Below are 23,797 nucleotides of genomic sequence, written 5' to 3'. Positions count from 1 at the left end.
GGGAACGCCCGCCGTCAACGGCGTCCATGGCGTCCATGGCGTCGGTGAATGCTCAGCGCCAACCACTGTTCCCTTGGCGCACCGGCCGGACCACCGGCTTCCTGGGTGGTGTTTGGTCACCTTCAGCCAGGTTGGAAGAACGCGAGCAATCTCTGGGCGGCGTCCGGCGACATCAGCAATTCCTGCATGTCCGCGGACATACGGGCGGCGGCGCTGGTGCGCTCGAACATCTCGCGTTCGTATTCGTTGACGGCGGCGGGAAAGTCGTCCGGATGCGCGGCCAGCGCGAGACCGAGCAGGGCGCCGTCGAGCAGCGCCATGTTGGCACCCTCTCCCACCGGCGGCATCACGTGCGCGGCATCGCCGAGCAAGGTGACGTCCGGCGCCGACGGCCAGGTCAGGCCGGTCGGGAGAGTGACGATCGGCCGCGGCACGACCGAGTCGTCGCAGGCCGCTATCAGCGCGATGAACCGTGGGTCCCAGCCGGGGAGCAGGTCGATCAACCGTGCCCGGGCGGCCGCCGGGTCGTCGAACGGGATCCCGCTGGTGGCGAACCAGTCCTCGGCGGTGTTGTAGAAGCTGAGGCCGATGCGAACGCGGCCGTCGCCGTTGCGCTGGGCCGCCAGGGACAGTCCGTTGCCGAGCACCCAGTAGGTGCCGCGCCCGACCATCGCCGCGAGGTCGGGGTGCGTGCGGTCGATGTCAGGAATGCCGACCTCGACGACGTTCTGGCCGATGTGCACCGGCCGGGCGTCGGTGAGCAGCGCACGGACCCGGGAGTACGCGCCGTCCGCGCCGACCAGCAGGTCATACGTCGCACTGCTGCCGTCGGCGAAGTGCAGCAGGCCGTTGTCGGCGGATGTGAACGCACTCCCCCAGCGCACAACTCCTTCGGGGAGGGAGTCCAGGAGCAGGTCGCGCAGATCGGCGCGGTCGACCTCGGGGCGATCGAGCGGGGCGTCGTCGGGTGTGTCCTCCTGGAGCAGCAGAGTGCCGTCCGGCTGGAGAAGGCTCATGTCCTGGCCTTCACCGCGGGCGATCTCGTAGAACCGGTCGATCAGACCGGCCTCGCGCAGCGCCCGCTGACCGGAGTGGATGTCGAGCATGCCGCCCTGGCCACGCGCACCACGTGACGATTCCCGTTCATACACGACGGAATCCATGCCGTTCACATGCAGCACACGGGCGAGAGCCAGGCCGCCGAGGCCGGCTCCGACGATGGCGATGGTCATGGTTGCCTCTTCCCATTCCTCGATACACCGTACTGAGCGATACACTGTATCGCCCGATGCAATGTACTGTGAGCGGCATGTTGGTGTGGGAGAGGCCGGAGCCGCCGAATCGACCCGTCCCGGCCCAGCTGAGCCGGGAACGGATCGTGCGAGCGGCGATCCAGCTGGCCGATGGGGACGGCCTGGAGGCGGTGTCGCTGCGCAAGGTCGCCACCGCGCTGGGCGTCGGGCCGATGCGGCTGTACAGCTACATCGTCGGCAAGGAGGAGTTGCTCGACCTGATGGTCGACGCGGTCCACGCCGAGATCCGGCCGACCGGGGACAGCTGGCGGGAGGCGCTGCGGTCCCTTGCCGAATCCACCCGGCAGGCCGCTCATGAGCACGAATGGCTCGCCGACCTGCTCGGTGGACGACCGCAGCTCGGGCCGAACGCGCTGGCCAGCGGGGAGGCCGTCATGGCCGCACTGGGCGACGTGGACGTCGACGCCGTCATGCCGGTGGTCGCCACAGTCAACGCGTACGTGATCGGTGCGGTGCGGCGGGAGATCTCCGAGCGGCGTGCCGAGCGGGCCACCGGGATGGACGAGAAGCGTTGGCAGGCTTCGCTCGGGCCCTATCTGGAGCGGACCTTCGCCACCGGCCGATTCCCCGCGCTGGCCACGGTGGTGCGCGATGCCGCCCACCTGGACGCCGACCAGACCTTCCGGACCGGCCTCGACTTCCTGCTCGACGGCATCGAAGCCCGCATCTCAGGGTGACGCGGAGGCCGCCGGTCAGGCGGCGAAGACCTGGGAGTCGTCGGCGAACGCCTTGAACTCCAGGGCGTTGCCGGCCGGGTCGAGGAGGAACATCGTCCACTGCTCGCCCTTCTGGCCCTGGAAACGGACGTAGGGCTCGATGACGAACTCGATGCCCGCCGCGTACAGCCGCTCGGCGAGCTCCTGGAACGCGGGGATCGCCAGGATCAGCCCGAAGTGCGGCACCGGGACGTCGTGGCCGTCGACCGGGTTGTGGATGCGCTGGGCACGCTCCGGAGCGAGGTGCGTCACGAACTGGTGGCCGTGCAGATTCCAGTCCACCCAGGTGTCCGCGCTGCGGCCTCGCTCCAGGCCCAGTACCTCGCCGTAGAAGTGACGGGCAGCGGCCAGGTCGTCGACCGGCATGGCCAGGTGGAACCGCGGTATCGGAGACTCAAGAGCGGTCATGACACGCCTTCCTGACAACGGGGCAACATGCGACAACACGTGAATGTTAACATTCCGACATTCATCGAGGAGGCGTTCACCGGACATGAGTGATCAGGGCAAGGTGTCCCCGGCTCGCCGTCGAGGTCTGGCCGACGAGGTCGCGGACCGCATTCGCGAGGCCATCTTCAGCGGCGCCTACGCCCCCGGCGCGCAACTGCGCGAGGTGGAGCTGTCCGGCGAGATGGACGTCAGTCGCGGCCCTGTGCGCGAAGGGCTGCGGCTCCTTGAGCGCGAGGGGCTGGTCCACTGCGCATGGCACCGGGGTACGAGGGTGACGACTCTGTCCGCCGAGGACGTCGCCGAACTCGACAGCCTGCGCGGCGCCCTGGAGGATCTCGCCGTCCGCCAGGTGATCGCTCGCGCATCGGACGAGCATCTCGCGTCGGTCGCGAAGACGGCCGACATGATGGAGCGGGCCGTGGACGCGCACGAGATGGTGCGCTGCGACATCGCTTTCCACGACGCGGTGTTCGCGGCCGCGGGACACCAACGCCTCGCCGACGCCTGGGACGGCATCCGGTGCCAGGTCCACCTGTTCCTGCTGACCCGGATCGGCCGCAGCACCAAGGGCTACCTCGACTGCATCCCGCGCGAGCACCGCGGGCTCGTCGACGCACTGCGCGCCCGCGACTCCGGTACCGCCCTCGACCTGTTCGCCGCGCACCGCCGCCACGCCGTGGACGTGATCACCGGCACCGCGGACACGAGCTGACCGAAGCGGACGGTACGGAGACCGGCGGACCGGCCCAAGCGCCGACCGGAAATCTCAGTTGGCGGGGATCAGGCGACCAAGTGAACCCATCCGCACCACTCCGCTAACATGATCGAACTCACAACGAGTGCCCTGATCGCCCGTACTTCACCAGAAACCATGCTATCTAGCACGAAGAGTGAGCTATTTAACTAACATCTAACAAATCGGCCAAACCATTGATATCTATAGCATCTCAAGTGTTTTCGCGAAAAAACTGTAGAGCGGTATTCGCCGCGTGGCGTCAGCCACGGGCGATGCTGTGGACCGCGGCAGCCGTGGTGGCCCTCGGGTTCCTCATCGTGCTGGAGATCGCCGCGCGTCACTACGGCGTACCGGGGCCGATCGCCAATCAAGTGCGAGAGGTGGTGTTCGCCCCCAAATCAGGCCCGTTGCTCTACGCCTCGATGGCGTTGATGATGGTCGTGCTCACCTGGCGGCAACGGTTCATCGCGGCCGGTGTCGCGGTCGGCATCGACATCGTCTTCTTCTTGGTGCGGTGGGCTCTCGGCGCCGAGATGATGTTCGGCAACGGGGCGTTGTGGGTGATGTTGGGCTATGCCGTCATCGCTGTCACGCGCCGCACCGGCCCGGAACGTGTCCTGCTCCTGAAGGGCGTCGGTCTCGGCCTGCTCCTTGTGGCCGGACGCAAGACGGGCGACATCTGGCTGCTCATCACGTCGAAGACCCGCCCGACGGTGCTCGATCAGTACGTGGCCATGGCCGATCACGCGCTGGGCAACCCCTCTTGGGTGGTGGGCAGGATGGTCAACGCCACCGGCCCGATCGGCGCTCACGTACTCGACTACGTCTACATCCAGCTCGCGGTGGCCGCGGTCATCGTCGCGCTGTACCAGCTGCGCAATGTGGCGGCCGAGCGCCGCTTCCCGGGCCACCATCTGGTGCGCACCTTCCTGGTCATCGGCCTCCTGGGGCCGGCCATCTACATGATCTTCCCGGTGGTCGGACCGATCTTCACCTACGGCGACGGCGCCTTCGGCACCGGCGGTGAGCACTGGGCCCTGGCCAACCTGTGGCCGCACACACCGCCGCCGATCGCCGCACCGCACGAGATACCCTTCGACGAGATCACCCCGCGCAACTGCATGCCCAGCCTGCACACGGCGTGGGCCACCACGATCTTCATCCACTCCCGCAAGGGCCCACGACTTCTGCGATACGCGGGCGTGTTCTGGCTCACGGCCACGCTCGGCGCGACGCTGGGATTCGGCTACCACTACGGCGTGGACATCATCGCCGGCGTGGTGTTCGCGTTCACGATCGATGCGGCGCTGCGGGCACTCGACCGCGGCTGGGACCGCTCAGGAATCCAGTTGGTCGCCTACGGCACGACGGTGTTCACGCTGCTCCTGGTGTCGTATCGCTTCCTGCCGATGCAGATGGCCAGACACCCGGAGGTGTTCGGGCCGCTGCTCATTCTGGCGATGTCCTCAGTGGTCTACGGCTATATGCGGACCACCAGGCTGTGGGAGCCGAAGGTCGCACCCGTTCAGCAATCGGAACCGCAACCTGAACTAGTTTGAGGCGGCGGGGCCTTGGCTTTCCGCACGAGGCCCCGGCTGGCGCCGGAAGCGATCAAGAGCCGTGGCGCGCTCGTGGTAGGGGATGCGTGACAGGCGGGAGACCATGGACCACATCTCCCGTTCGGCGGCCAGCTCCTGGGGAATTTCGAGGCCCAGAGTGTCCGCCAGAGGATGCCGGCCGACGTTGACGAGGGCCCGTACGGCCGCGGCCCATTCGTCGGTGGCGACGACGGCGCTGCGGTACCACACGGGGATGAGCGTCAGGAGCACGGCTGCCGTCGTGATCACGACGGGGGTGTCGGCGCCCGGCGAGGCGAAGGTCGCCAGGGCGCCGAGCAGGACGACGACGTGGCCGTAGAGCAGGCAGACGAAGAAGTCGACGCTGGTGCGGGCCGTGTCGACCTGGCGGCGTGCCTGCTCGGGGGCCGTGGCGCTCAGCTCGTTCCACAGCAGCTGCGAGTCGAGCCGGTAGCGGTCGTAGGCGTACTCCTCGAAGCGGCGGATCGCGTTGCCGAGCTGGGTGGGCGCCAACTGGCCGTCGTCGACGGGATAGCGCGCGAGGCGCTCCTGCAGCAGAGCGCGGCGGATCACGGTGCTGCGGAGGTCGCTGTGACGGTGCCGGGCCACACGCGGGTGGCTTCTGAGGCGGGCGAGGTCCGCCGCTTGAGCGGGCGACAGCGCACTCTCGGCCTCCCGCCTCTCCAGGCGCATGACCGTCAGGCGGTCGGCGAGGCTCTGGCTGCGCTCACGGTGACGGCGGCAGCCGTACGCATAAGCGACGGATGGCCAGAGCAGATAGCCCTCCAGGATCCGGTAGAGCGGATTCTGCAGGGCGTTGAGGACCAGGCCCAGCATCAACGAAGCGGTGAGGAAGGCGAGCGCCCACCTGCCATCGGCCAGGCCCGCGAGGCGCGCGAAGGGCGGCAGGCCGCGCAGACCGGGCAGCAGGGCCGCACTGAGGACGGCGAGGTTGAGCGCGGTCGGCAGGATCCAGCCGACCAGCAGGCTCCAGGCACCGCCGAGCGCTCCCTTCGCGATGTCTCCCATCAGTCGCGGGCACTTGGCTGTGAAGGGTGCGGTGTCGCCCGCGGGGTGGGTGCGGGGGCTGCAGCCGGGTCGGGCCACTCGTCGTCGTCCGGGGCGGGGGAAGGTCCGGGCGATGTGTGCAGGAAGGGTCCGCGCGCCTCTGCTCCACCGATCCGTCCGACCGGAGGCGTGAGCGGATGGCCGAGCGGCTCCACCGGCCCGTCGCCCCACGGGCGACGGACCCTGTACGCGGCCCGGTAGGCGGCGGGCGAGGAGCCGAGCTCGCGGCGGAAGGCCTCGCGAAAAGCCGACGCCGACCGGAAGCCGCAACGGCCCGCGATCTCGTCCACCGAGTAGTCCGACGTCTCCAGGAGCCGTTGCGCCTGCAGAACTCGCTGGGTGGTCAGCCACTGCTTGGGCGCGCTGCCCGTCAAGGCGCGGAAGCGACGGTCGAAGGTACGCCGTGCCATGTACGCGCGTGCGGCCAACGTCTCCACGTCGAACTGCTCGTGGAGATGTCCCAGGGCCCAGACGACGGCCTCGGCGAGCGGGTCGGAACCGATCTCCTCAGGCAAGAACCTGTCGGGCCGGAGCTTCTGGCCGACGGTCCTGCGCGCAGGCACGACGAGCCTGCGGGCGAGCGCGGCCGCCGCCTCGTCGCCGTGGTCGGTGCGCACGATGTGCAGGCACAGATCAATTCCGGCCGCGGTCCCCGCGCTCGTGAGCACATCCCCGTCGTCCACGAACAGCTCACGTGGATCCACACGCACCGACGGGTAACGCTTGGCCAGCGTCGGCGCGTACATCCAGTGCGTCGTCGCCGGACGGCCGTCCAGCAGACCCGCCGCGGCGAGGACGAAGGCTCCCGTGTCCAGCCCGACGATGCGGGCTCCCTCTTCGTGCGCGTGGCGCAGCGCGTCGAGCGCCTCCTGCGGAGGCGGCGATGTGATCGACCGCCAGGCCGGCACGACGACCGTGCCCGCACGCTCCATCGCCTCCAGGCCACGTGGCGCGGTGAGTTCGAGCCCCCCGGTCGTACGCAGCGGACCCTCTTCACCGGCGCACACCAGCAACCGGTATCGGGGGACCCCGGCGTCCTGCCGGTCGATCCCGAACACCGACAGCGGTATGGAACTCTCGAAGATGGGGCCACCGCTGAACAGCAGCACCGCGACAACCTCCCTGCGGCGGCGCCCCGAGAGATTCGGGGCCCCGGCGTCGCGCGCGGCGGCGACGGACGACGCCCGGGGCCGGACGACCGGGCCGGGGCTCGGGGCCGCCGACGAGCCGACTTGAGGGGCCGGGGGCGAAAGATGACGCAGGAGCGATTCGAGTCGCTCGGCGGCCCTTGGGGCGTCTCGCAGCGCACGCCACACGTGCATGCGCCACTCGGCCTGCACGTCGGCGGCTATCTCCCGCTCTCCCCGGTCCCTGGCCCGGATCAGGTCCGCACGGGCCCGGTCCAGCCTGTCCCGGGCCTCCCGGGCCTCGTCCGCACGGATACCGCCCTCGGAGTCGTCGGCCGCCAGCACTTCGACCAGGGCGTCACGGACCGTTCGCCAGGAACCCGTCAGCATGTGCTCGACCAGCAGGGCGGCACCAGCCGCAGCGAGCTCCCTCAACGTGCCTACCCCCGTGGTCCGGTGCGGAAAGGACGACCGTGGCATCCCAGGAACTTGGTACTCCTGATCTACGGCAGCCACGGTAGGAGGCCACGGCCCCTCTTGAACAGGCAATCGCAGAACCGCCGCGCCTGTCCCGGTGCGCCCGCTCCCACTGCGGCCGAGAGCGCCGAATTCGGTGCGGCGGCCTTACGTTTCTGTCGTCATTCGCAGGGAAACCGGCAGAAGACAAAGCGAGTCGACGAGCAAGTCGAGTAAAGAATTTCTATGGAGGTCCCGACATGCTGAAGGCCATTGCAGACGTTATCCGAGCCATCGGTGGGGCCATTGCCACGGTGGTCACGCTTCCCTTCCGAGCCGTCGCACGGCTCTTCGGCGGAGCCTCTTCCAGCGCCCGCGGCCACCATTGATCCCGTAAAAGGGATCACGCCTCTTGGCCGACGTGCCGTTGGAGCACATCGCAGGCGTGCTGAAATTCCTCCATCAGGCGGGTGGATTCGACGACGAGAACTCCGTAGGGGCGGGCCGGGTCGGCCAGTGGGAGGCCGGCCCGGTCCGCTCCGTCGGTCACGTCCCTGCAGCGTCCCTGGGCCTCGTCGGCCAGGTGACACAGCTGCCGGGACTGCTCCGTCAGGGAGTCCTCGTCCAGCCCTCCGAGCACCTGGGCGATCTGTGCGAGGGACTCGAGGAAGTCGGCGTAACCGAGGAGGAAGGCCCGGTCGTCGTGCCGGTCCCCCTCATCTTCGTGCCACTGGTGCAGACCGCGCGTCAGGGACGCCACCTGGTGCAACGAGCGTTCGAGGGCTCCCAGCACCGCACCGTACCCGTCGAAGGAGGTCCGGCCCCGATGCCTGCGCAGCAGCCGACGGGGGTTGAAGTACAGGCTCTCCTCCGCGGTACGGAGGCCTTCCCTCGCCTGGGTGATCAGCCCTCCGGTCTGCTCGGCCCTCCTGCGCCACTGTCGGCAGCGCTCCTCGTCCAACTCGCCTTCGCGCAGCACCGGATACATCTCGCTCACCAACTCGCCCAGAGCGGTGGACAGCGAGCGGATTCCGTACTCGGCGCTGCGGTAGCGGATCGGCGGGGCCACCGTCACGTTGACGACGACGCCGATGCCGCAGCCGATGAGGACCAGCAGGAGGATCTGCGCGAGCTGGCTGACCTTCTCGGTGGCGGACGTGGCGGCGGCGTAGGTGGAGAAGGCGAAGAACGCCGCGGTGGCGACCTGCGATCCTTGCGCGCCGAGCGCGGGCCAGCGTCCGATGGACAGACCCACCAGCGCGACCAGCGCGAATGTCAGCAGGTCGGGGCCGCCGAGGAAACCCAGGGCGGCCACCATGACCACGCCGGCCGCCACCGCAGCCAGGTAGCGAAGCGATTGCAGCACGGACTGATACACCGTCACCTGCATGATCAGCACCGCGGAGAACGGCGCGAACGCCGGGGACGGCGCGTCGAGCAGGTAGTAGGAGACCACCCAGGCCAGGGTCGCGGCCAGCGTGCTCTTGAGGACGAGGAGCAGGGTGTGGCGCTCGTAGCCCGGCATCTCCCGGGCCCGCCTGCACCATCGCCGCACACGGTCGAACCACCCCTGGGCCACGGCACGCGGCCGCTGCCCTCCGCCTTCGCCGGCCATGCACCGACTCCGTTCCGTTCAGCAGGTCATCGAGCTCAGCCTGCTACCCGGCGGGGTCGGCCGCATGCGGACTTCGGGGCGTGAGATGAATCCGGCCTACGCGAGGATTCCGTTTCCGCTGCCGTGGAAACGCCTACCGCCTACCAATAGTGCTTTCGCCCGCCCACCGCGTGGCCGACAGCACCGAGAATCCACAGGACCGCACCGATGACGACGAGGACGACGCCAATGGTCCACAGGATGGAGATTCCGGCCAAGAGACCGATGACGAGAAGGATGATACCGAGTGCGATCATTGCGCCCTCCGAACCTCAGAATTATTTCAAGTATGCGCCTTTAAATGCCGATTGCGTCCCCAGGGACGGAACTAATCGCGACGGCCGCCTCATTTCCGCCGACGCGTGCGTGCACCGCAGCCGCAATTGTGACCGTGCGTGACGCGGAGCCACCCAACCGTGCATCCACATCCGTGCCGATCTTGTGCATCTTTGCAGTCAGCAGCATGGAACCCGGACGAGACCTCCCATCTTGCTGAGCGGTGCCTGTCGACTGCGTGATAACACGGAGTGATCAAATTCAAGGAGACGACGACATCATGGGTATCTTCAGCCGTCGCCAGACCGCGACCCTCGAACCGACGCCGTCCGCCGGCACCGGTTCGCCCTTTTCCGCGGCCGCGGCCGCCGGTGCCGCGCTCGACCCCGCGCTCCGTGCGCTGACCGGGCAGTGGACCATCGACCGCCCGCACAGTCGCATCGGGTTCTCCGTGCGGCACGCGATGGTCACGACGGTGCGAGGTGCCTTCGCTGACTACGACAGCACGCTGTACTTCGACGGCGCTCGGCCCTCCGAGTCGCGGGCCGAGATCGTCATCCGGATCGCCAGCGTCGACACGGGTGTGGAACAGCGGGACTCCCACCTCATAGGCGCCGACTTCTTCGACGCGCGCCGTCACCCGGAGATGTCGTTCCGCAGCACCTCCACGGTCCACGAGGGCGGGGAGACCTTCCGCATGGCGGGCGACCTGACCATCCGGGGCGTGGCACGCCCCGTCGAGCTGCAGCTCGACTATCTCGGTTCGGTCGTGGACCCGTTCGGCTTCGAGAGAGCAGGCTTCGACGGCACCACCACCATCGACCGCACGGACTGGGGTCTGGTCTACAACCAGCGCCTGGAGACGGGTGGCTCCATGGTGAGCGAGAAGGTCCGGCTGCAGTTCGACATCTCCGCGATCAGGGCCACGCCCATGGCGTAGTGCCCCGGCCGTCGTGCTCGGCGACGGCCCGCACACCACGAAGGGAGGGCCCCATCCCGACACCGGGATGGGGCCCTCCCTTTCGTCCGTCGGCCGCGAGGCCGGTCCTCAGTCCTCGCCCTCCAGGTTGCCTTCCGTCTCCAGGTACGCCTGGCGCAGGGCCTCCAGCACCGCGGGGTCCGGCTTGGCCCACATGCCGCGGGACTCGGCCTCCAGGAGACGCTCGGCGATGCCGTGCAGGGCCCAGGGGTTGGCCTGCTGGAGGAATTCACGGTTGGTCGGGTCCAGGACGTACGTCTCGGTGAGCTTGTCGTACATCCAGTCGGCGACCACGCCCGTCGTGGCGTCGTACCCGAAGAGGTAGTCGACCGTGGCGGCGAGCTCGAAGGCGCCCTTGTAGCCGTGGCGGCGCATCGCCTCGATCCACTTGGGGTTGACCACGCGGGCGCGGAAGACGCGGGACGTCTCCTCGACCAGGGTGCGGGTGCGGACCGTCTCAGGACGTGTGGAGTCGCCGATGTACGCCTCCGGGGCGCTGCCCTTCAGCGCGCGGACCGTGGCCACCATGCCGCCGTGGTACTGGAAGTAGTCGTCCGAGTCGGCGATGTCGTGTTCGCGGGTGTCGGTGTTCTTCGCCGCGACCTCGATGCGCTTGTACGCCGTTTCCATCTCCTCGCGCGCCGGACGTCCGTCGAGTTCACGGCCGTAGGCGTAGCCGCCCCACACCGTGTAGACCTCGGCGAGGTCGGCGTCGGTGCGCCAGTCGCGGGAGTCGATGAGCTGGAGCAGACCCGCGCCGTAGGTGCCGGGGCGTGAGCCGAAGATGCGGGTGGTGGCGCGGCGTTCGTCGCCGTGCACCGCCAGGTCGGCCTGGGCATGGGCGCGGACGAAGTTCGCGTCGTCGGGCTCCTCCAGCGAGGCGGCGAGGCGCACCGCGTCGTCCAGGAGGCCGATGGTGTGCGGGAAGGCGTCGCGGAAGAAACCGCTGATGCGCAGCGTGACGTCGATGCGCGGACGGCCCAACTCATCGGCGGGGATGGCCTCCAGGCCCGTGACACGGCGCGACGCGTCGTCCCAGACCGGGCGGACGCCGAGGAGGGCGAGCGCTTCGGCGACGTCGTCACCTGCGGTGCGCATCGCGCTCGTACCCCACAGGGAGAGGCCCACCGAGGTCGGCCAGTCGCCGTTGTCGGTGCGGTAGCGCTCAAGGAGCGAGTCGGCCAGGGCCTGTCCGGTCTCCCAGGCGAGGCGGGACGGCACCGCCTTGGGGTCGACCGAGTAGAAGTTGCGGCCGGTCGGCAGGACGTTGACCAGGCCGCGCAGCGGGGAGCCCGAGGGTCCCGCGGGGACGAAGCCGCCCTTCAACGCGTGGACGGCGTGGTCCAGTTCGTCGGTCGTGGCGGCGAGACGCGGTACGACCTCGCGGGCGGCGAAGCCGAGGATGTCGGCGACGGACTGCGGGTGCCCGTCGGCCACCCGCGCCACGGCATCCAGGGCCCAGTCGGCGTCGTCCATCGCCTGGACCAGGGCGCGGGCCTTCTCCTCGACCTCGTCGGCGGCGGTGCGGGTGGCCGCCGACTCGTCGAGGCCAAGCGCCTCGCGCAGGCCGGGAAGCGACGCCGTACCGCCCCAGATCTGACGGGCACGCAGGATCGCGAGGACCAGGTTGACGCGGTCGGCACCGGCCGGGGCGCCGCCCAGGACGTGCAGGCCGTCGCGGATCTGGACGTCCTTGATCTCACAGAGCCAGCCGTCGAGATGCATGATGAACTCGTCGAAGCCCTCGTCCTCGGGTCGGTCTTCGAGCCCCAGGTCGTGGTCGAGCTTGGCGGCCTGGATCAGGGTCCAGATCTGGGCGCGGATCGCCGGCAGCTTCGCCGGGTCCATCGAGGCGATCTGGGCGTGCTCGTCCAGGAGTTGTTCGAGGCGGGCGATGTCGCCGTAGCTGTCGGCACGGGCCATCGGCGGTACGAGATGGTCCACGAGGGTGGCGTGGACGCGCCGCTTGGCCTGCGTCCCCTCCCCCGGGTCGTTGACCAGGAACGGGTAGATCAGGGGCAGATCGCCCAGGGCCGCGTCGGGGCCGCAGGCGGCGGACAGGCCCGCGTTCTTGCCGGGCAGCCATTCGAGGTTGCCGTGCTTGCCCAGGTGGATCATCGCGTCGGCGCCGAAGCCGTTGTCGTCGGCGGATGCGGCGATCCAGCGGTAGGCGGCCAAGTAGTGGTGCGAGGGCGGCAGATCGGGGTCGTGGTAGATCGCGATCGGGTTCTCGCCGAAGCCGCGCGGCGGCTGGATGAGGATGAGCAGGTTGCCGCGGCGCAGGGCGGCCAGGACGATGTCGCCCTCCGGGTTGCTCGACCGGTCCACGAACATCTCGCCGGGGGCCGGGCCCCAGTGCTGCTCCACGGACTCGCGCAGCTCGGCGGGGAGCGTGGCGTACCAGCGGCGGTAGTCGGCCGCCGGGATGCGGACGGGGTTGCGGGCCAGCTGCTCCTCGGTGAGCCACTCCTGGTCGTGGCCGCCCGCCTCGATCAGGGCGTAGATCAGCTCGTCGCCGTCGCCGGAGGCCAGGCCGGGCACTTCCTCCGTACCGAAGTCGTAGCCCTCTTCGCGGAGTCGGCGCAGCAGGGCGACGGCGCTCGCGGGGGTGTCGAGGCCGACCGCGTTGCCGATCCGCGAGTGCTTGGTCGGGTAGGCGGACAGGACCAGCGCGATGCGCTTGTCGGCGGCCGGGATGTGGCGAAGACGCGCGTGCCGCACGGCGATGCCGGCCACGCGGGCCGCGCGCTCGGCGTCGGCCACGTACGCGGGCAGACCGTCCTCGTCGATCTCCTTGAAGGAGAACGGCACCGTGATCAGGCGGCCGTCGAACTCGGGGACCGCGATCTGGCTGGCGGCATCGAGCGGCGACACGCCCTCGTCATTGTCCTCCCAGTCGGTGCGCGAGCTGGTGAGGCACAGCGCCTGGAGGATGGGGACATCGAGGCCGCTGAGGGCTCCGGCGTCCCAGGACTCGTCGTCGCCGCCCGCCGACGCTTCGGCGGGCCGGGTGCCGCCCGCCGCGAGGACCGTGGTCACGATCGCGTCGGCGGCGCGCAGCTCGTCGATGAGTTCGGGCTCGGGGGTACGCAGCGAGGCGACGTACAGCGGCAGCGGGCGCGCTCCGGCGTCCTCGACCGCGCGGCACAGGCTCTCGACGAAGGCGGTGTTGCCGCTCATGTGGTGGGCGCGGTAGTAGAGCACCGCGACGGTCGGTCCCTCGACCTGACGGGCGGTGCGCTCCAGCGGGCCCCACGAGGGCGCGGGGGCGGGTGGTTCGAAGCCGTGGCCGGTGAGCAGGACGGTGTCCGAGAGGAACCGGGCCAGCTGCTCCAGGTTGTCGGGGCCGCCGTGGGCCAGGTAGGCGTGGGCCTCGGCGGCGATGCCGATGGGCACGGTCGACGCGGCCATCAGCTGGGCGTCGGGGGCCTGTTCGCCGGTGAGGACGACCACGGGGCGTCCGGTCGCCACGACTTGGTCGAGACCCTCCTGCCAGGCGCGCACGCCGCCGAGGAGGCGTACGACGACCAGATCGGCGCCGTCCAGGAGCTGCGGAAGGTCCTCGAGCGGGAGCCGTGAGGGGTTCGCGAAGCGGTAGTCGACCGGGCCGGCGGCGGCGCGGGCGCTGAGCAGGTCGGTGTCGGACGTCGACAGGAGCAGGATCATGCGGCGTCGGGCCTTCCTCGGGGTGTCCACGCCCCGGGTGGTGTCGATGGCGTCTCCCCTGCTCGAGCGGACGAGAGCTCGGGGAAGGGAGTTCCTGACTCACCCGGCATGCGCACCGGGTTCACAGTGGCGGGACCGCGCCGGAATCTCACCGGGCTTCCTCCCCTTGTCGCCGTCTGTGGCGACGACGGGCCGGCTGGCCCGTCACCAGGAATACTAAGGGCCGATCAACTACCGGGGGGCAGGCGGACCTGCTGCGATGGGTCGGTATGCTCGCCGCCATGCCCCCATCGGTCCCCTCGCCCGCGCTCTCGGGAGACGAGTCTGCCCGCGGCCGCGGTGACGCCTGCCCCGGGACGCTGCGCCTTCACCGGGCGGACGACGGGGCGCTGGCCCGCGTCCGCATCCCGGGCGGTGTGCTGAGCGCGGGGCAGGCCGACGTGCTGCGGGACGCGGCGGAGCGGCTGGGAGATGGGGAGTTGCATCTCACATCGCGCGGCAATGTGCAGTTGCGCGGGCTGCCCGCGGACTGCGGCGGTGAACTGGCTTACCTGCTGGGCGAATCGGGACTTTTGCCCTCCGAACGCCATGAGCGGGTACGCAATGTCGTGGCCTCACCGCTCGCGGGACTCGACGGCCGGGGCGAGGCGGACATCCGCCCGTGGCTTTCCGCCCTGGACGAGCTGCTGTGCGCCTGCGACCGGGCCGCCGACCTGTCCGGCCGGTTCCTTTTCGCCCTCGACGACGGCCGCGGGGACGTGGCGGCGCTCGGCGGCGACGTGACCCTGACGGCGCGGGGCGGGGACCAGGCGCTGCTGCGGATCGGCCCGGCGCACGACGCCGTCCTGATCGCGTCCGCGCAGGCGCCGCGGGCCGCGCTCATCGCGGCGCAGACCTTCCTGGAGCAGGCGCCCGACGCGAGCGCCTGGCGGGTGACCGATCTGCCCGGCGGCATCGCCCCGCTCATCGACGCGGTCCTGCACCGCCTGCGACAGGCCGGGCTCGGCGCCACCCTCACCACCGCGCCCCTCCCCCAGGATGCGGGCGGTCCCGCCCTCGGCGTCGTGTCCGGCCCGCACCGGACGGTCGCGCTCTCCCTCGGCCTGCCCCTGGGATCCGTCAGCGCCCCCCAGTGGCTGACCCTGACGGACACCGCCCGCCGTCACGGCAGCGGCGAGCTGCGGCTGACCCCTTGGCGCGGAGTCGTCCTGCCGGAAGTCGAGCGGACACGGGCCCCGCAACTCCTGGAGGAACTGGGGGCCAGCGGTCTCGTCACCGGACCCGAATCGCCCTGGACCGGAGTGGGGGCCTGCATCGGCAGGCCCGGCTGCGCCAAGGCTCTGGACGACGTACGCGCCACGGCGAAGGCCGCGTCGGGCCCCGTCGGGGCGCTGCCCATCTACTGGTCCGGGTGCGAACGCCGGTGCGGACATCCGCACGGGGAGTGGATCGACGTCGTCGCCACTCCCGACGGACATCAGATCTCCCGCGTACGCGGCGAGAAACGGGACACGCCGGCGACCGTCCCCGGCAGTCCGGGCGCACTCGCCGCCGCCGTGGCCGCGTACCGCCGCTGACCACACATGAACACATGATCAACCCAGCAACACCCGACTGTTCCCTGCCCTATCAAGAGAGCGAACGCACTGTGCACCAGTACGAGAAGGACGGACCGGCGATCTACCGCCAGTCCTTCGCCACGATCCGCGCGGAGGCGGATCTGTCGGGCCTGCCCGCCGACGTGAGCCAGGTCGCGGTCCGCATGATCCACGCCTGCGGCATGGTCGACCTCGTACGCGACCTCGCTTTCACCCCGGACGTGGTGGCCAGGGCCCGCGAGGCCCTGCGCGCGGGCGCCCCCATCCTGTGCGACGTGGCGATGGTCGCAAGCGGCGTCACCCGCAAGCGGCTGCCCGCCGACAATGACGTGGTGTGCACGCTGTCCGACCCGGCGGTGCCCGATCTGGCGGCCGAGCTCGGCACCACCCGCAGCGCCGCCGCCCTGGAACTGTGGCGCGATCGCATGGAAGGCGCGGTCATAGCCGTCGGCAACGCGCCCACCGCCCTGTTCCGCCTGCTCGAAATGATCGAGGAGGGCGCGCCGCGCCCCGCCGCCGTCATCGGTGTGCCCGTCGGCTTCGTCGGCGCCATGGAGTCCAAGGACGCCCTGGCCGCGCACCCGTCCGGCCTGGAACACATGATCGTGCGGGGCCGACGTGGCGGCAGCGCCATCGCGGCGGCCGCACTCAACGCGATCGCCAGCGAGGAAGAATGAGCGTGAGCGAGCAGAACACAGGCCGTCTTTACGGCGTCGGGCTCGGCCCCGGCGATCCGGCCCTCATGACCCTGCGGGCGGTCCAAGTCATCGCCGAGGCCGATGTCGTCGCCTATCACAGCGCCCGGCACGGACGTTCCATCGCGCGGTCCATCGCGGCCGAGCACCTGCGCGCCGACCACATCGAGGAGGCGCTGGTCTACCCCCTCACCACGGAGACCACCGACCACCCGGGCGGCTACCGGGGCGCGATGGAGGACTTCTACACCGAGGCGGCGGCCCGCCTCGCGGTGCACCTCGACGCCGGGCGCACGGTCGCCGTCCTGGCCGAGGGCGACCCGCTCTTCTACGGCTCGTACATGCACATGCACAAGCGGCTCGCCGACCGGTATCCCACCGAGGTGATCCCCGGTGTCACCTCCGTCAGCGCGGCGGCCGCCCGCCTCGGCACGCCGCTCGCCGAGGGCGAGGAGGTGCTGACCATCCTGCCCGGCACCCTGCCGGAGGAGGAGCTGACCGCGCGTCTGGCCGCCACGGACGCCGCGGTGGTGATGAAGCTGGGCCGCACCTTCCCCGCCGTGCGCCGCGCCTTCGAGGCCTCCGGGCGGCTGCCCGAGGCCCACTATGTCGAGCGCGCCACCATGGCCGGTGAGCGCATCGACGAGCTTGCGGCGGTCGACGCCGACTCGGTGCCGTACTTCGCCGTCGCGGTCCTGCCGAGCCGCATCGACGCGCCCCGGCCCGAGCGCGCCCCGGACGCGGGCGAGGTGGCCGTGGTCGGCACCGGTCCCGCCGGGCCGCTGTGGCTCACGCCCGAGACCCGTGGCGTGCTGGCCGCGGCCGACGACCTGGTCGGTTACACCACCTACCTGGACCGGGTGCCGGTCCGCCCGGGGCAGGTGCGCCACGGCTCCGACAACAAGGTCGAGTCGGAGCGCGCCGAGTTCGCCCTGGATCTGGCCCGGCGCGGCCGGCGCGTGGCCGTGGTCTCCGGCGGAGACCCGGGCGTCTTCGCCATGGCGACGGCCGTCCTGGAGGTGGCCTCGCAGAAGCAGTACGCGGATCTGCCGGTACGGGTGCTTCCGGGGGTGACCGCGGCCAACGCGGCCGCCGCCCGCGCGGGCGCTCCACTGGGCCACGACTACGCCGCGATATCGCTCTCGGACCGGCTCAAGCCGTGGGAGGTCATCGCCGAGCGGCTGCAGGCGGCCGCCTCCGCGGACCTGGTGCTCGCGCTGTACAACCCCGGCTCCCGCAGCCGGACCTGGCAGGTCGGCAAGGCTCGCGACCTGCTGCTCGAGCACCGCTCACCGGAGACGCCGGTGGTCCTCGGCCGCGACGTCGGCGGACCGACCGAGAGCGTACGTACGGTGCGGCTAGCCGATCTCGATCCGGCCGAGGTCGACATGCGCACGATTCTGCTTGTCGGTTCCTCGCAGACGCGCTGGGAGCAGCGGGGCGACGGACAGCAGATCGTGTGGACGCCCCGCCGTTACCCCGAGGACTGAGCCTGCCCGTCCGCTAGGCCTGGCTGCCGCCGTGTGCGCGCAGCCAGGTCAGGGCCTGCTCGGGGGTGTCCGCCACCGCCACGCCCTCGGGCACCGGCGGCCTGCGCACCACGACCACGGGGATCCGTGCCTCACGGGCCGCGGCGAGTTTAGGGGCGGTCGCGGCGCCACCGCTGTCCTTCGTGACGACGACGTCGATGCGATGGCGGCGGATCAGCTCGCGCTCCCCCTCCAAGGTGAAGGGGCCCCGGTCGAGCAGCACCTCCATGTGTGCGGGGTGCGGTGCCTCCGGGGCGTCCACCGAGCGCATCAAGAACCACAGCTGGTCCAGTTCGGCGAAGGCCGCGAGGCCCATGCGCCCCGTGGTGAGGAAGACGCGCCGCCCCAGCGCGGGCAGCGCCGTGGCCGCGTCGGCCAGGGAGCCGACCGTGTGCCAGGCGTCGCCCTCGCCCGGCACCCAGCCGGGCCTGCGCAGCGCGAGCAGGGGAACATGGGCGGCAGCGGCGGCAGCGGCCGCATTGAAACTGATCGTCTCGGCGAAAGGATGGGTGGCATCGATGAGCGCGCTCACCTGGTGCGTACGCAGCCAGGCGGCCAGCCCTTCGGCTCCGCCGAAGCCGCCCACGCGCACCTCGCCCGGCGGCAGCTTCGGGCTCGCGACGCGCCCGGCCAGTGAGCTTGTCACCTTCGCCGCGGCAGGAAGCGTGTCCACCAGGGCCTCGGCGAGGCGGCGGGCCTCCGTCGTCCCGCCAAGTACCAGTACGTGCATCGGATCCATCCATGGGTGAGGCGAAAGGCGGGCGCAGCGCCCAACTCAAGCACACCGGTCTGCGGCCCGGCTGGACGACCGGTGCCTGTGCGACCGCGGCCGCCACGGCCGCCTACACGGCCCTGCTCAGCGGCGACTTCCCCGACCCGGTGACCATCACGCTGCCCAAGGGCCAGACTCCGGCCTTCGCCCTGGCGATCGAGGAGCTGGCCGGCGGCCGGGCGACGGCGGGGGTGGTCAAGGACGCGGGCGACGACCCCGACGTGACGCACGGCGCGCTGGTGCGAGCCACCGCGCGGCGGCTGCCGCCGGGTTCGGGTGTGGTCTTCAAGGCGGGGCCCGGCGTGGGCACCGTCACCCTGCCGGGGCTGCCTCTCGACGTCGGCGAGCCCGCGGTCAACCCCGTGCCGCGCCAGATGATCCGCGACCATGTCGCACGGGTCGCGGCGGAGCACGGGGGTTCGGGAGACGTCGAGATCACCGTCTCCGTGGACCACGGCGAGGAGATCGCCCGCTCCACCTGGAACCCCCGCCTCGGCATCCTGGGCGGTCTGTCGATCCTGGGCACCACCGGCATCGTGGTGCCCTACTCCTGCTCGGCATGGATCGACTCGATCCGCCGCGGTGTGGACGTGGCGCGCGCCGCCGGGCATACGCATGTGGCGGGCTGCACGGGCTCGACCTCGGAGAAAACGGTGGTGGCCGAGTACGGGATCCCGGAGATCGCCCTCCTCGACATGGGGGACTTCGCGGGCGCCGTGCTCAAGTACGTGCGCCGGCACCCGGTGGACCGCCTCACGGTGTGCGGCGGTTTCGCCAAGCTGTCGAAGCTCGCCGCCGGCCACCTCGACCTGCACTCGGCCCGCTCCCAGGTCGACAAGCCCTTCCTCGCCGCGCTGGCCCGCCAGGGCGGCGAGGACGAGGCTCTCGCGGCCGAGGTGGCAGGCGCCAACACGGGCCTGGCCGCGCTCCAGTTGTGCCAGGCCCGGGGTGTTCCGCTCGGGGACCTGGTGGCCGTGGCGGCACGCGACGAGGCGCTGTCGGTGCTGCGGGGCGCGCCGGTCGCCGTGGACGTCATCTGCATCGACCGGGCGGGCACGGTCGTCGGGCGCAGCAGCGTGCGCTGAGCGGAGCGCCGGGCAGGGCGTGCCGCGACAGGCGTGGCCCTCAGCAGACGTGGCGGTCGCGTGCGGGTGAGTAGAGGTGGCTGTCGCGGAACTGCTCGGCGCCCAGGGTGCGGCCCACCATGATGACGGCGGTACGGATCACACCCGCCGCCTTGACCTGCTCGGCGATCTCGTCCAGGGGCCCGCGCAGGATGAGCTCGTCGGGTCGCGAGGCCAGCGCCACGACCGCCGTGGGGCAGTCGGCCCCGTAGTGCGGCAGGAGTTCCTCCACCACGCGGTCCACGTACTTGGCGGCCAGGTGGAGCACGATCAGGGCTCCGCTGCGGCCCAGCGTGGCCAGGTCCTCGCCCTCGGGCATCGCGGTGGCCTGCTGGGCGATGCGGGTGAGGATGACGGTCTGGCCGACGGTCGGCACCGTCAGCTCCCGCTTGAGCGCCGCCGCGGCGGCCGCGAACGCGGGTACGCCCGGCACCACTTCGTAGGGCACGCCCGCCTCGTCCAGGCGCCGCATCTGTTCGTTGACGGCGCTGAAGACGGACGGGTCGCCCGAGTGCAGCCGGGCCACGTCCTGGCCCCGCTCGTGCGCGGCGACGAGCTCGGCGGTGATCTGGTCGATGTCCAGCTGCGCGGTGTCGACCAGGCGGGCGTCATCGGGGCACTCGGCGAGCAGTTCGCGGGGCACCAGACTGCCGGCGTACAGGCACACCCCGCAGGCGGCGAGCGTGCGTGCGCCGCGCACCGTGATCAGGTCGGCCGCACCGGGGCCCGCGCCGATGAAGTAGACGGTCATCCGTTGTCTCCTGAGGGTTCTGCGGGGGCCTCTGCTGAGCGTTCCGCGGTGGGGGCGATCGAAGGTTTGCGTACGGACCACTGGGTGACCGGCATCGCCTGGCGCCAGCCGGTGAAGCCGCCGACGGGCACGGCGTGCGCGACGGCGAGGCGGACCAGGTCACCGCCGTGCCGGCGGTACCGCTCGGCGAGCAGTGCCTCCGACTCCAGCGTGACGGTGTTGGCGACGAGACGGCCGCCGGCGGGCAGCGCGTCCCAGCAGGCGTCGAGCAGGCCGGGCACGGTGAGGCCGCCGCCGATGAACACGGCGTCGGGCGTGGGCAGTTCGGCCAGACTTTCGGGCGCCTTGCCGCTGATCACACGCAGGGCGGGCACTCCGAGGTGTGCGGCGTTGCGCTCGATGCGCTGCGCCCGTACCGGATCGCGCTCCACGCTGATCGCCCGGCAGGAGGGGTGGGTGCGCATCCATTCGATCGCCACGGAACCCGAGCCGCCGCCGATGTCCCACAGGAGCTCGCCGGGTGCCGGCGCGAGCACGCCGAGCGTGGCGGCACGGACGTGGCGCTTGGTGAGCTGCCCGTCGTGTTCGTACGCGTCGTCGGGCAGGCCGGGGACGGCGCCGAGGCGCAGGGCGTCGGGGGCACGTCGGCATTCGACCGCGATGACGTTCAGCGGGTCCCCCGGCGGGTGCGCCCAGGTGTCCGCCGTGCCTTCCGCGTACGCCTCGTGCTCGCCGCCGAGCTGTTCAAGGACGCGTATCAGGCTGGGTCCGAAGCCGTGTTCGCGCAAGTGCGCGGCGACGACGGCGGGCGTGGTGGCGTCCGCGCTCAGGACAAGCAGCCTGCGGCCGTCGTGCAGGGCCGCGGCCAGCCGGGCGGCAGGGCGCCCGACCAGGGTGATGACCTCGGTGTCCTCCACGGCCCAGCCGACGCGGGCGCAGGCGTAGGACACGGACGACGGGTGCGGCACGACGCGCAGCCCGTCGGCGCCGAGGATCTCGGTCAGAGCACGGCCGATGCCGTAGAACATCGGGTCGCCGCTGGCCAGTACGGCGATCCTGCGGCCCTCGTGCTCGGCCAGCAGGCCGGGAACGGCGGGCCGCAGCGGAGAGGGCCACGGCACGCGTCGTCCTGCGCATTCCGGTGGGAGCAGGCCCAGTTGGCGCTCGGCTCCGATCAGGACCTGAGCCGCGGTGAGTTCCGTGCGTGCCGCTTCGGGGAGCCCTGCCCACCCGTCGGCTCCGATGCCCACCACGCTCACAGCAGGCGGGACGGGGGGTACGGCGGGTGCGGGGGTCACGGACGGTACCTCGGTGTTCGGGGGCTGACGCACCCGAACTCTACTGTCCGGCCGTGGGTGGACACCGGCCAGGTGGTCATGGCCGTACCCTTATTGCACATAGGTTGCAACAAGGGTACGGAAAGATCGGGAGTCGGGACGTGGAGTCTCCAGTGGTCCTTGGCATCGAGTCCTCGTGCGACGAGACCGGCGCGGGTCTCGTACGTGACGGACACCTGCTCGGACACGCGGTGGCGTCGAGCATGGACGAGCACGCCCGGTTCGGCGGGGTGGTCCCGGAGATCGCGGCGCGGGCGCACGTGCACTCCTTCACGCCCGTCGTGCGCGAGGCCCTGGACCGGGCCGGACTGCGGATGGGCGACATCGGGGCGGTGGCCGTCACCACCGGGCCCGGCCTCTCGGGGGCGCTCCAGGTGGGTCTTGCCGGGGCCAAGACCCTGGCGTTCTCGCTCGGAGTGCCGCTGTACGGGGTGCACCACCTGGCCGGGCACGTCGCGGCCGACACGCTGGAGCACGGCCCGCTGCCGGATCCCTGCATGGTGCTGATCGTCTCCGGCGGGCACACCTCTCTGCTGCTCGTGCGGGATCTGGCGCGGGACCCGATCGTGCACCTGGGCGACACCATCGACGACGCGGCGGGCGAGTGCTTCGACAAGGTGGCCCGGGTGTTCGGCCTTCCCTACCCGGGCGGCCCCGCCATCGACCGCACCGCACGGCAGGGTGACCCGGGCGCCGTGGCGTTCCCCCGGCCACTGACCGGGCCGCGGGACGCGCGCCACGACTTCTCCTTCTCCGGGCTCAAGACGGCCGCCGCACGCTGGGCCGAACAGCACCGGCTGCGCGGCGAGGAACTGCCGCTGGCGGACGGGGCGGCGTCGCTGCAGGAGGCCGTGGCCGATGTGCTGACGCGCAAGGCGGTGGCCGCCTGCCGCGAACACGGTGTGGGCACGCTGGTCGTGGTGGGCGGGGTGGCCGCCAACTCGCGTGTGCGGGCACTGGCACAGGAGCGCTGCCGGGCCGCCGGGATCGCGCTGCGGGTGCCGCCGTTGAAGCTGTGCACCGACAACGGCGCGATGATCGCGGCCGTCGGTGACCTGCTGGTCCGCGCGGGGGCCGAACCCGCCCCGCTGGACGTGTCCATCGACCCGTCCGCACCTCTGGAGTACGCGGCCCTGCACCCTGTGGCCCGCGCCGCCAAGGCCGCGTGACGGTCGCGGGCACCCTGGATCCGGCGCCGGGCGGCGGAGGTCCTGCGTCATGCCGGGCGAGGGCGCACCGTCCAAATGCGCTTGTCCGGCTTCGCGGCACCGCACTACGTTGGCGAGGTGGATCTCTTCTCGCGCTCTTGGGCGGCGCTGCGCGCGGCCGTCGCCGAACTCCCGGACGAGGACTTCGCGCGGCCCTCGGGCTGTACGGGCTGGCTGGTGCAGGACCTGGTCTGCCATCTGGTCGTCGACTCCCAGGACGTCCTGATCACCCTCGTGACGCCCGCCGACGCGGAGCCGACGCGCGACGCGCTGACCTACTGGGACATCACCGAAACGCCGCCGACCGGTGAGGACCCGCTCGACGCGCTGACCGTCCGGCTCGCCGCCGCCTACGAGGAGCCCTGGCTGCTCAAGTTCCACCTCGACGACGTCGGATCGGCCGCGGGACGCGCCGCCGAACTCGCCGATCCCGCCGCCCGGGTGAGCACCCGCGACGAGGTCCTCACCACGGGCGACTACCTCATGACGTACGTCATGGAGTGGACCCTGCACCACCTCGACCTGATCGCGCACCTCCCGCACGTGGCCGGACCACCGGCGGAAGGTCTCGCCCGGAGCCGCGAGATGCTGGAGAAGATCGCGGGCACCGCGTTCCCCGCGTCGTTCTCCGACCAGGACGCGCTCCTCGTGGGCACCGGACGGCGCGCCCCGACCGAGGCGGAGAAGGCCGAACTGGGCGAGCTGGCCGCGAGACTCCCGTTCGTCCTCGGGTGATCACCGCCTGGCCGCACGGGATCCGCGGCG

At 71.2% G+C, this 23,797-nt stretch carries 21 protein-coding genes and 1 riboswitch; of the genes, 11 read left to right on the top strand and 10 right to left on the bottom strand.

The features are described from left to right. Positions 1-122 precede the first annotated feature (122 nt). Positions 123-1,232, bottom strand: a complete 1,110-nt coding sequence (locus AC07AG_RS03300; protein WP_478751304.1) for an FAD-dependent oxidoreductase — start codon at positions 1,230-1,232, stop codon at positions 123-125. 77 nt (positions 1,233-1,309) lie between these two features. Here AC07AG_RS03300 and AC07AG_RS03295 point away from each other — a divergent pair, with 77 nt between their 5' ends. Next, positions 1,310-1,990, top strand: coding sequence for a TetR/AcrR family transcriptional regulator (locus AC07AG_RS03295; protein WP_478751302.1), 681 nt, complete (start codon positions 1,310-1,312; stop codon positions 1,988-1,990). Between the two features lie 15 nt (positions 1,991-2,005). On the opposite strand, the gene AC07AG_RS03290 is transcribed toward AC07AG_RS03295, so the two are convergent. Next, the gene (locus AC07AG_RS03290; RefSeq protein WP_478751300.1) at positions 2,006-2,437 is read right to left on the bottom strand and encodes a VOC family protein; all 432 of its coding nucleotides are present in this window, start codon (positions 2,435-2,437) and stop codon (positions 2,006-2,008) included. Positions 2,438-2,522: 85 nt separating this feature from the next. Here AC07AG_RS03290 and AC07AG_RS03285 point away from each other — a divergent pair, with 85 nt between their 5' ends. Together AC07AG_RS03285 and AC07AG_RS03280 are read left to right on the top strand one after the other, a co-directional pair. Then, positions 2,523-3,191: a GntR family transcriptional regulator gene (locus tag AC07AG_RS03285; protein ID WP_478751298.1), complete on the top strand. Its 669-nt coding sequence runs from the start codon at positions 2,523-2,525 to the stop codon at positions 3,189-3,191. Between the two features lie 296 nt (positions 3,192-3,487). Next, complete coding sequence (locus AC07AG_RS03280) at positions 3,488-4,774, top strand: phosphatase PAP2 family protein (protein ID WP_478751296.1); 1,287 nt, start codon at positions 3,488-3,490, stop codon at positions 4,772-4,774. Here AC07AG_RS03280 and AC07AG_RS03275 read toward each other — a convergent pair. Continuing rightward, positions 4,766-5,821: a hypothetical protein gene (locus AC07AG_RS03275; protein WP_478751294.1), complete on the bottom strand. Its 1,056-nt coding sequence runs from the start codon at positions 5,819-5,821 to the stop codon at positions 4,766-4,768. The two genes, AC07AG_RS03280 and AC07AG_RS03275, sit on opposite strands and share 9 nt — an antisense overlap. Further along, the gene (locus tag AC07AG_RS03270) at positions 5,821-6,969 is read right to left on the bottom strand and encodes a GlxA family transcriptional regulator (protein WP_478752209.1); all 1,149 of its coding nucleotides are present in this window, start codon (positions 6,967-6,969) and stop codon (positions 5,821-5,823) included. Before AC07AG_RS03270 ends, AC07AG_RS03275 begins: the two co-directional genes overlap by 1 nt. A gap of 734 nt (positions 6,970-7,703) precedes the next feature. Here AC07AG_RS03270 and AC07AG_RS03265 point away from each other — a divergent pair. Then, positions 7,704-7,832: an LPFR motif small protein gene (locus tag AC07AG_RS03265; RefSeq protein ID WP_478751292.1), complete on the top strand. Its 129-nt coding sequence runs from the start codon at positions 7,704-7,706 to the stop codon at positions 7,830-7,832. 14 nt (positions 7,833-7,846) lie between these two features. Here the strand turns inward: AC07AG_RS03265 and AC07AG_RS03260 are convergent, their stop codons facing one another. Continuing rightward, positions 7,847-9,058, bottom strand: coding sequence for an FUSC family protein (locus AC07AG_RS03260; RefSeq protein ID WP_478751290.1), 1,212 nt, complete (start codon positions 9,056-9,058; stop codon positions 7,847-7,849). 140 nt (positions 9,059-9,198) lie between these two features. Beyond that, positions 9,199-9,354, bottom strand: a complete 156-nt coding sequence (locus AC07AG_RS03255) for a DUF6131 family protein (RefSeq protein WP_478751288.1) — start codon at positions 9,352-9,354, stop codon at positions 9,199-9,201. A 299-nt stretch (positions 9,355-9,653) separates the two neighbouring features. Between AC07AG_RS03255 and AC07AG_RS03250 the strand changes: the two genes are divergently transcribed. Further along, positions 9,654-10,313, top strand: coding sequence for a YceI family protein (locus AC07AG_RS03250; RefSeq protein WP_478751286.1), 660 nt, complete (start codon positions 9,654-9,656; stop codon positions 10,311-10,313). Positions 10,314-10,421: 108 nt separating this feature from the next. On the opposite strand, the gene cobN is transcribed toward AC07AG_RS03250, so the two are convergent. Continuing rightward, positions 10,422-14,018: a cobaltochelatase subunit CobN gene (gene cobN, locus AC07AG_RS03245; protein WP_478752207.1), complete on the bottom strand. Its 3,597-nt coding sequence runs from the start codon at positions 14,016-14,018 to the stop codon at positions 10,422-10,424. A 69-nt stretch (positions 14,019-14,087) separates the two neighbouring features. Continuing rightward, positions 14,088-14,239: riboswitch (cobalamin riboswitch) on the bottom strand. Positions 14,240-14,287: 48 nt separating this feature from the next. Between cobN and cobG the strand changes: the two genes are divergently transcribed. From cobG to AC07AG_RS03230, 3 genes are all read left to right on the top strand, one after another. Beyond that, positions 14,288-15,595: a precorrin-3B synthase gene (gene cobG, locus AC07AG_RS03240; protein WP_478751284.1), complete on the top strand. Its 1,308-nt coding sequence runs from the start codon at positions 14,288-14,290 to the stop codon at positions 15,593-15,595. Positions 15,596-15,666: 71 nt separating this feature from the next. Beyond that, the gene (locus tag AC07AG_RS03235) at positions 15,667-16,293 is read left to right on the top strand and encodes a precorrin-8X methylmutase (RefSeq protein WP_478752205.1); all 627 of its coding nucleotides are present in this window, start codon (positions 15,667-15,669) and stop codon (positions 16,291-16,293) included. Continuing rightward, positions 16,290-17,801 (top strand): precorrin-2 C(20)-methyltransferase, encoded by a 1,512-nt coding sequence (locus AC07AG_RS03230; protein WP_478751282.1) that lies wholly within the window; start codon positions 16,290-16,292, stop codon positions 17,799-17,801. The genes AC07AG_RS03235 and AC07AG_RS03230 overlap by 4 nt, the downstream gene beginning before the upstream one ends. Before the next feature lie 13 nt (positions 17,802-17,814). Here AC07AG_RS03230 and AC07AG_RS03225 read toward each other — a convergent pair whose 3' ends face one another. Then, positions 17,815-18,570 (bottom strand): cobalt-precorrin-6A reductase, encoded by a 756-nt coding sequence (locus AC07AG_RS03225; RefSeq protein WP_478751280.1) that lies wholly within the window; start codon positions 18,568-18,570, stop codon positions 17,815-17,817. An 11-nt stretch (positions 18,571-18,581) separates the two neighbouring features. Here AC07AG_RS03225 and AC07AG_RS03220 point away from each other — a divergent pair, with 11 nt between their 5' ends. After that, positions 18,582-19,697, top strand: a complete 1,116-nt coding sequence (locus tag AC07AG_RS03220; protein WP_478751278.1) for a cobalt-precorrin-5B (C(1))-methyltransferase — start codon at positions 18,582-18,584, stop codon at positions 19,695-19,697. A gap of 40 nt (positions 19,698-19,737) precedes the next feature. On the opposite strand, the gene cobM is transcribed toward AC07AG_RS03220, so the two are convergent. Together cobM and cbiE are read right to left on the bottom strand one after the other, a co-directional pair. After that, positions 19,738-20,487 carry a precorrin-4 C(11)-methyltransferase gene (gene cobM / locus AC07AG_RS03215; RefSeq protein ID WP_478751277.1) on the bottom strand — a complete coding sequence of 250 codons (750 nt, stop codon included), beginning with the start codon at positions 20,485-20,487 and terminating at the stop codon, positions 19,738-19,740. Further along, on the bottom strand, positions 20,484-21,785 hold the full coding sequence (gene cbiE / locus AC07AG_RS03210; protein WP_478751275.1) for a precorrin-6y C5,15-methyltransferase (decarboxylating) subunit CbiE: 1,302 nt from the start codon (positions 21,783-21,785) through the stop codon (positions 20,484-20,486). Before cbiE ends, cobM begins: the two co-directional genes overlap by 4 nt. Positions 21,786-21,925: 140 nt before the next feature. Between cbiE and tsaD the strand changes: the two genes are divergently transcribed. Next, complete coding sequence (gene tsaD / locus AC07AG_RS03205) at positions 21,926-22,993, top strand: tRNA (adenosine(37)-N6)-threonylcarbamoyltransferase complex transferase subunit TsaD (protein WP_478751273.1); 1,068 nt, start codon at positions 21,926-21,928, stop codon at positions 22,991-22,993. A gap of 117 nt (positions 22,994-23,110) precedes the next feature. Then, positions 23,111-23,767, top strand: coding sequence for a maleylpyruvate isomerase N-terminal domain-containing protein (locus tag AC07AG_RS03200; RefSeq protein WP_478751271.1), 657 nt, complete (start codon positions 23,111-23,113; stop codon positions 23,765-23,767). Positions 23,768-23,797: the final 30 nt, after the last annotated feature.

It is taken from the genome of Streptomyces sp. NPDC044044, from assembly GCF_056434405.1.
This window is presented reverse-complemented; position numbering and strand designations above follow the sequence as displayed.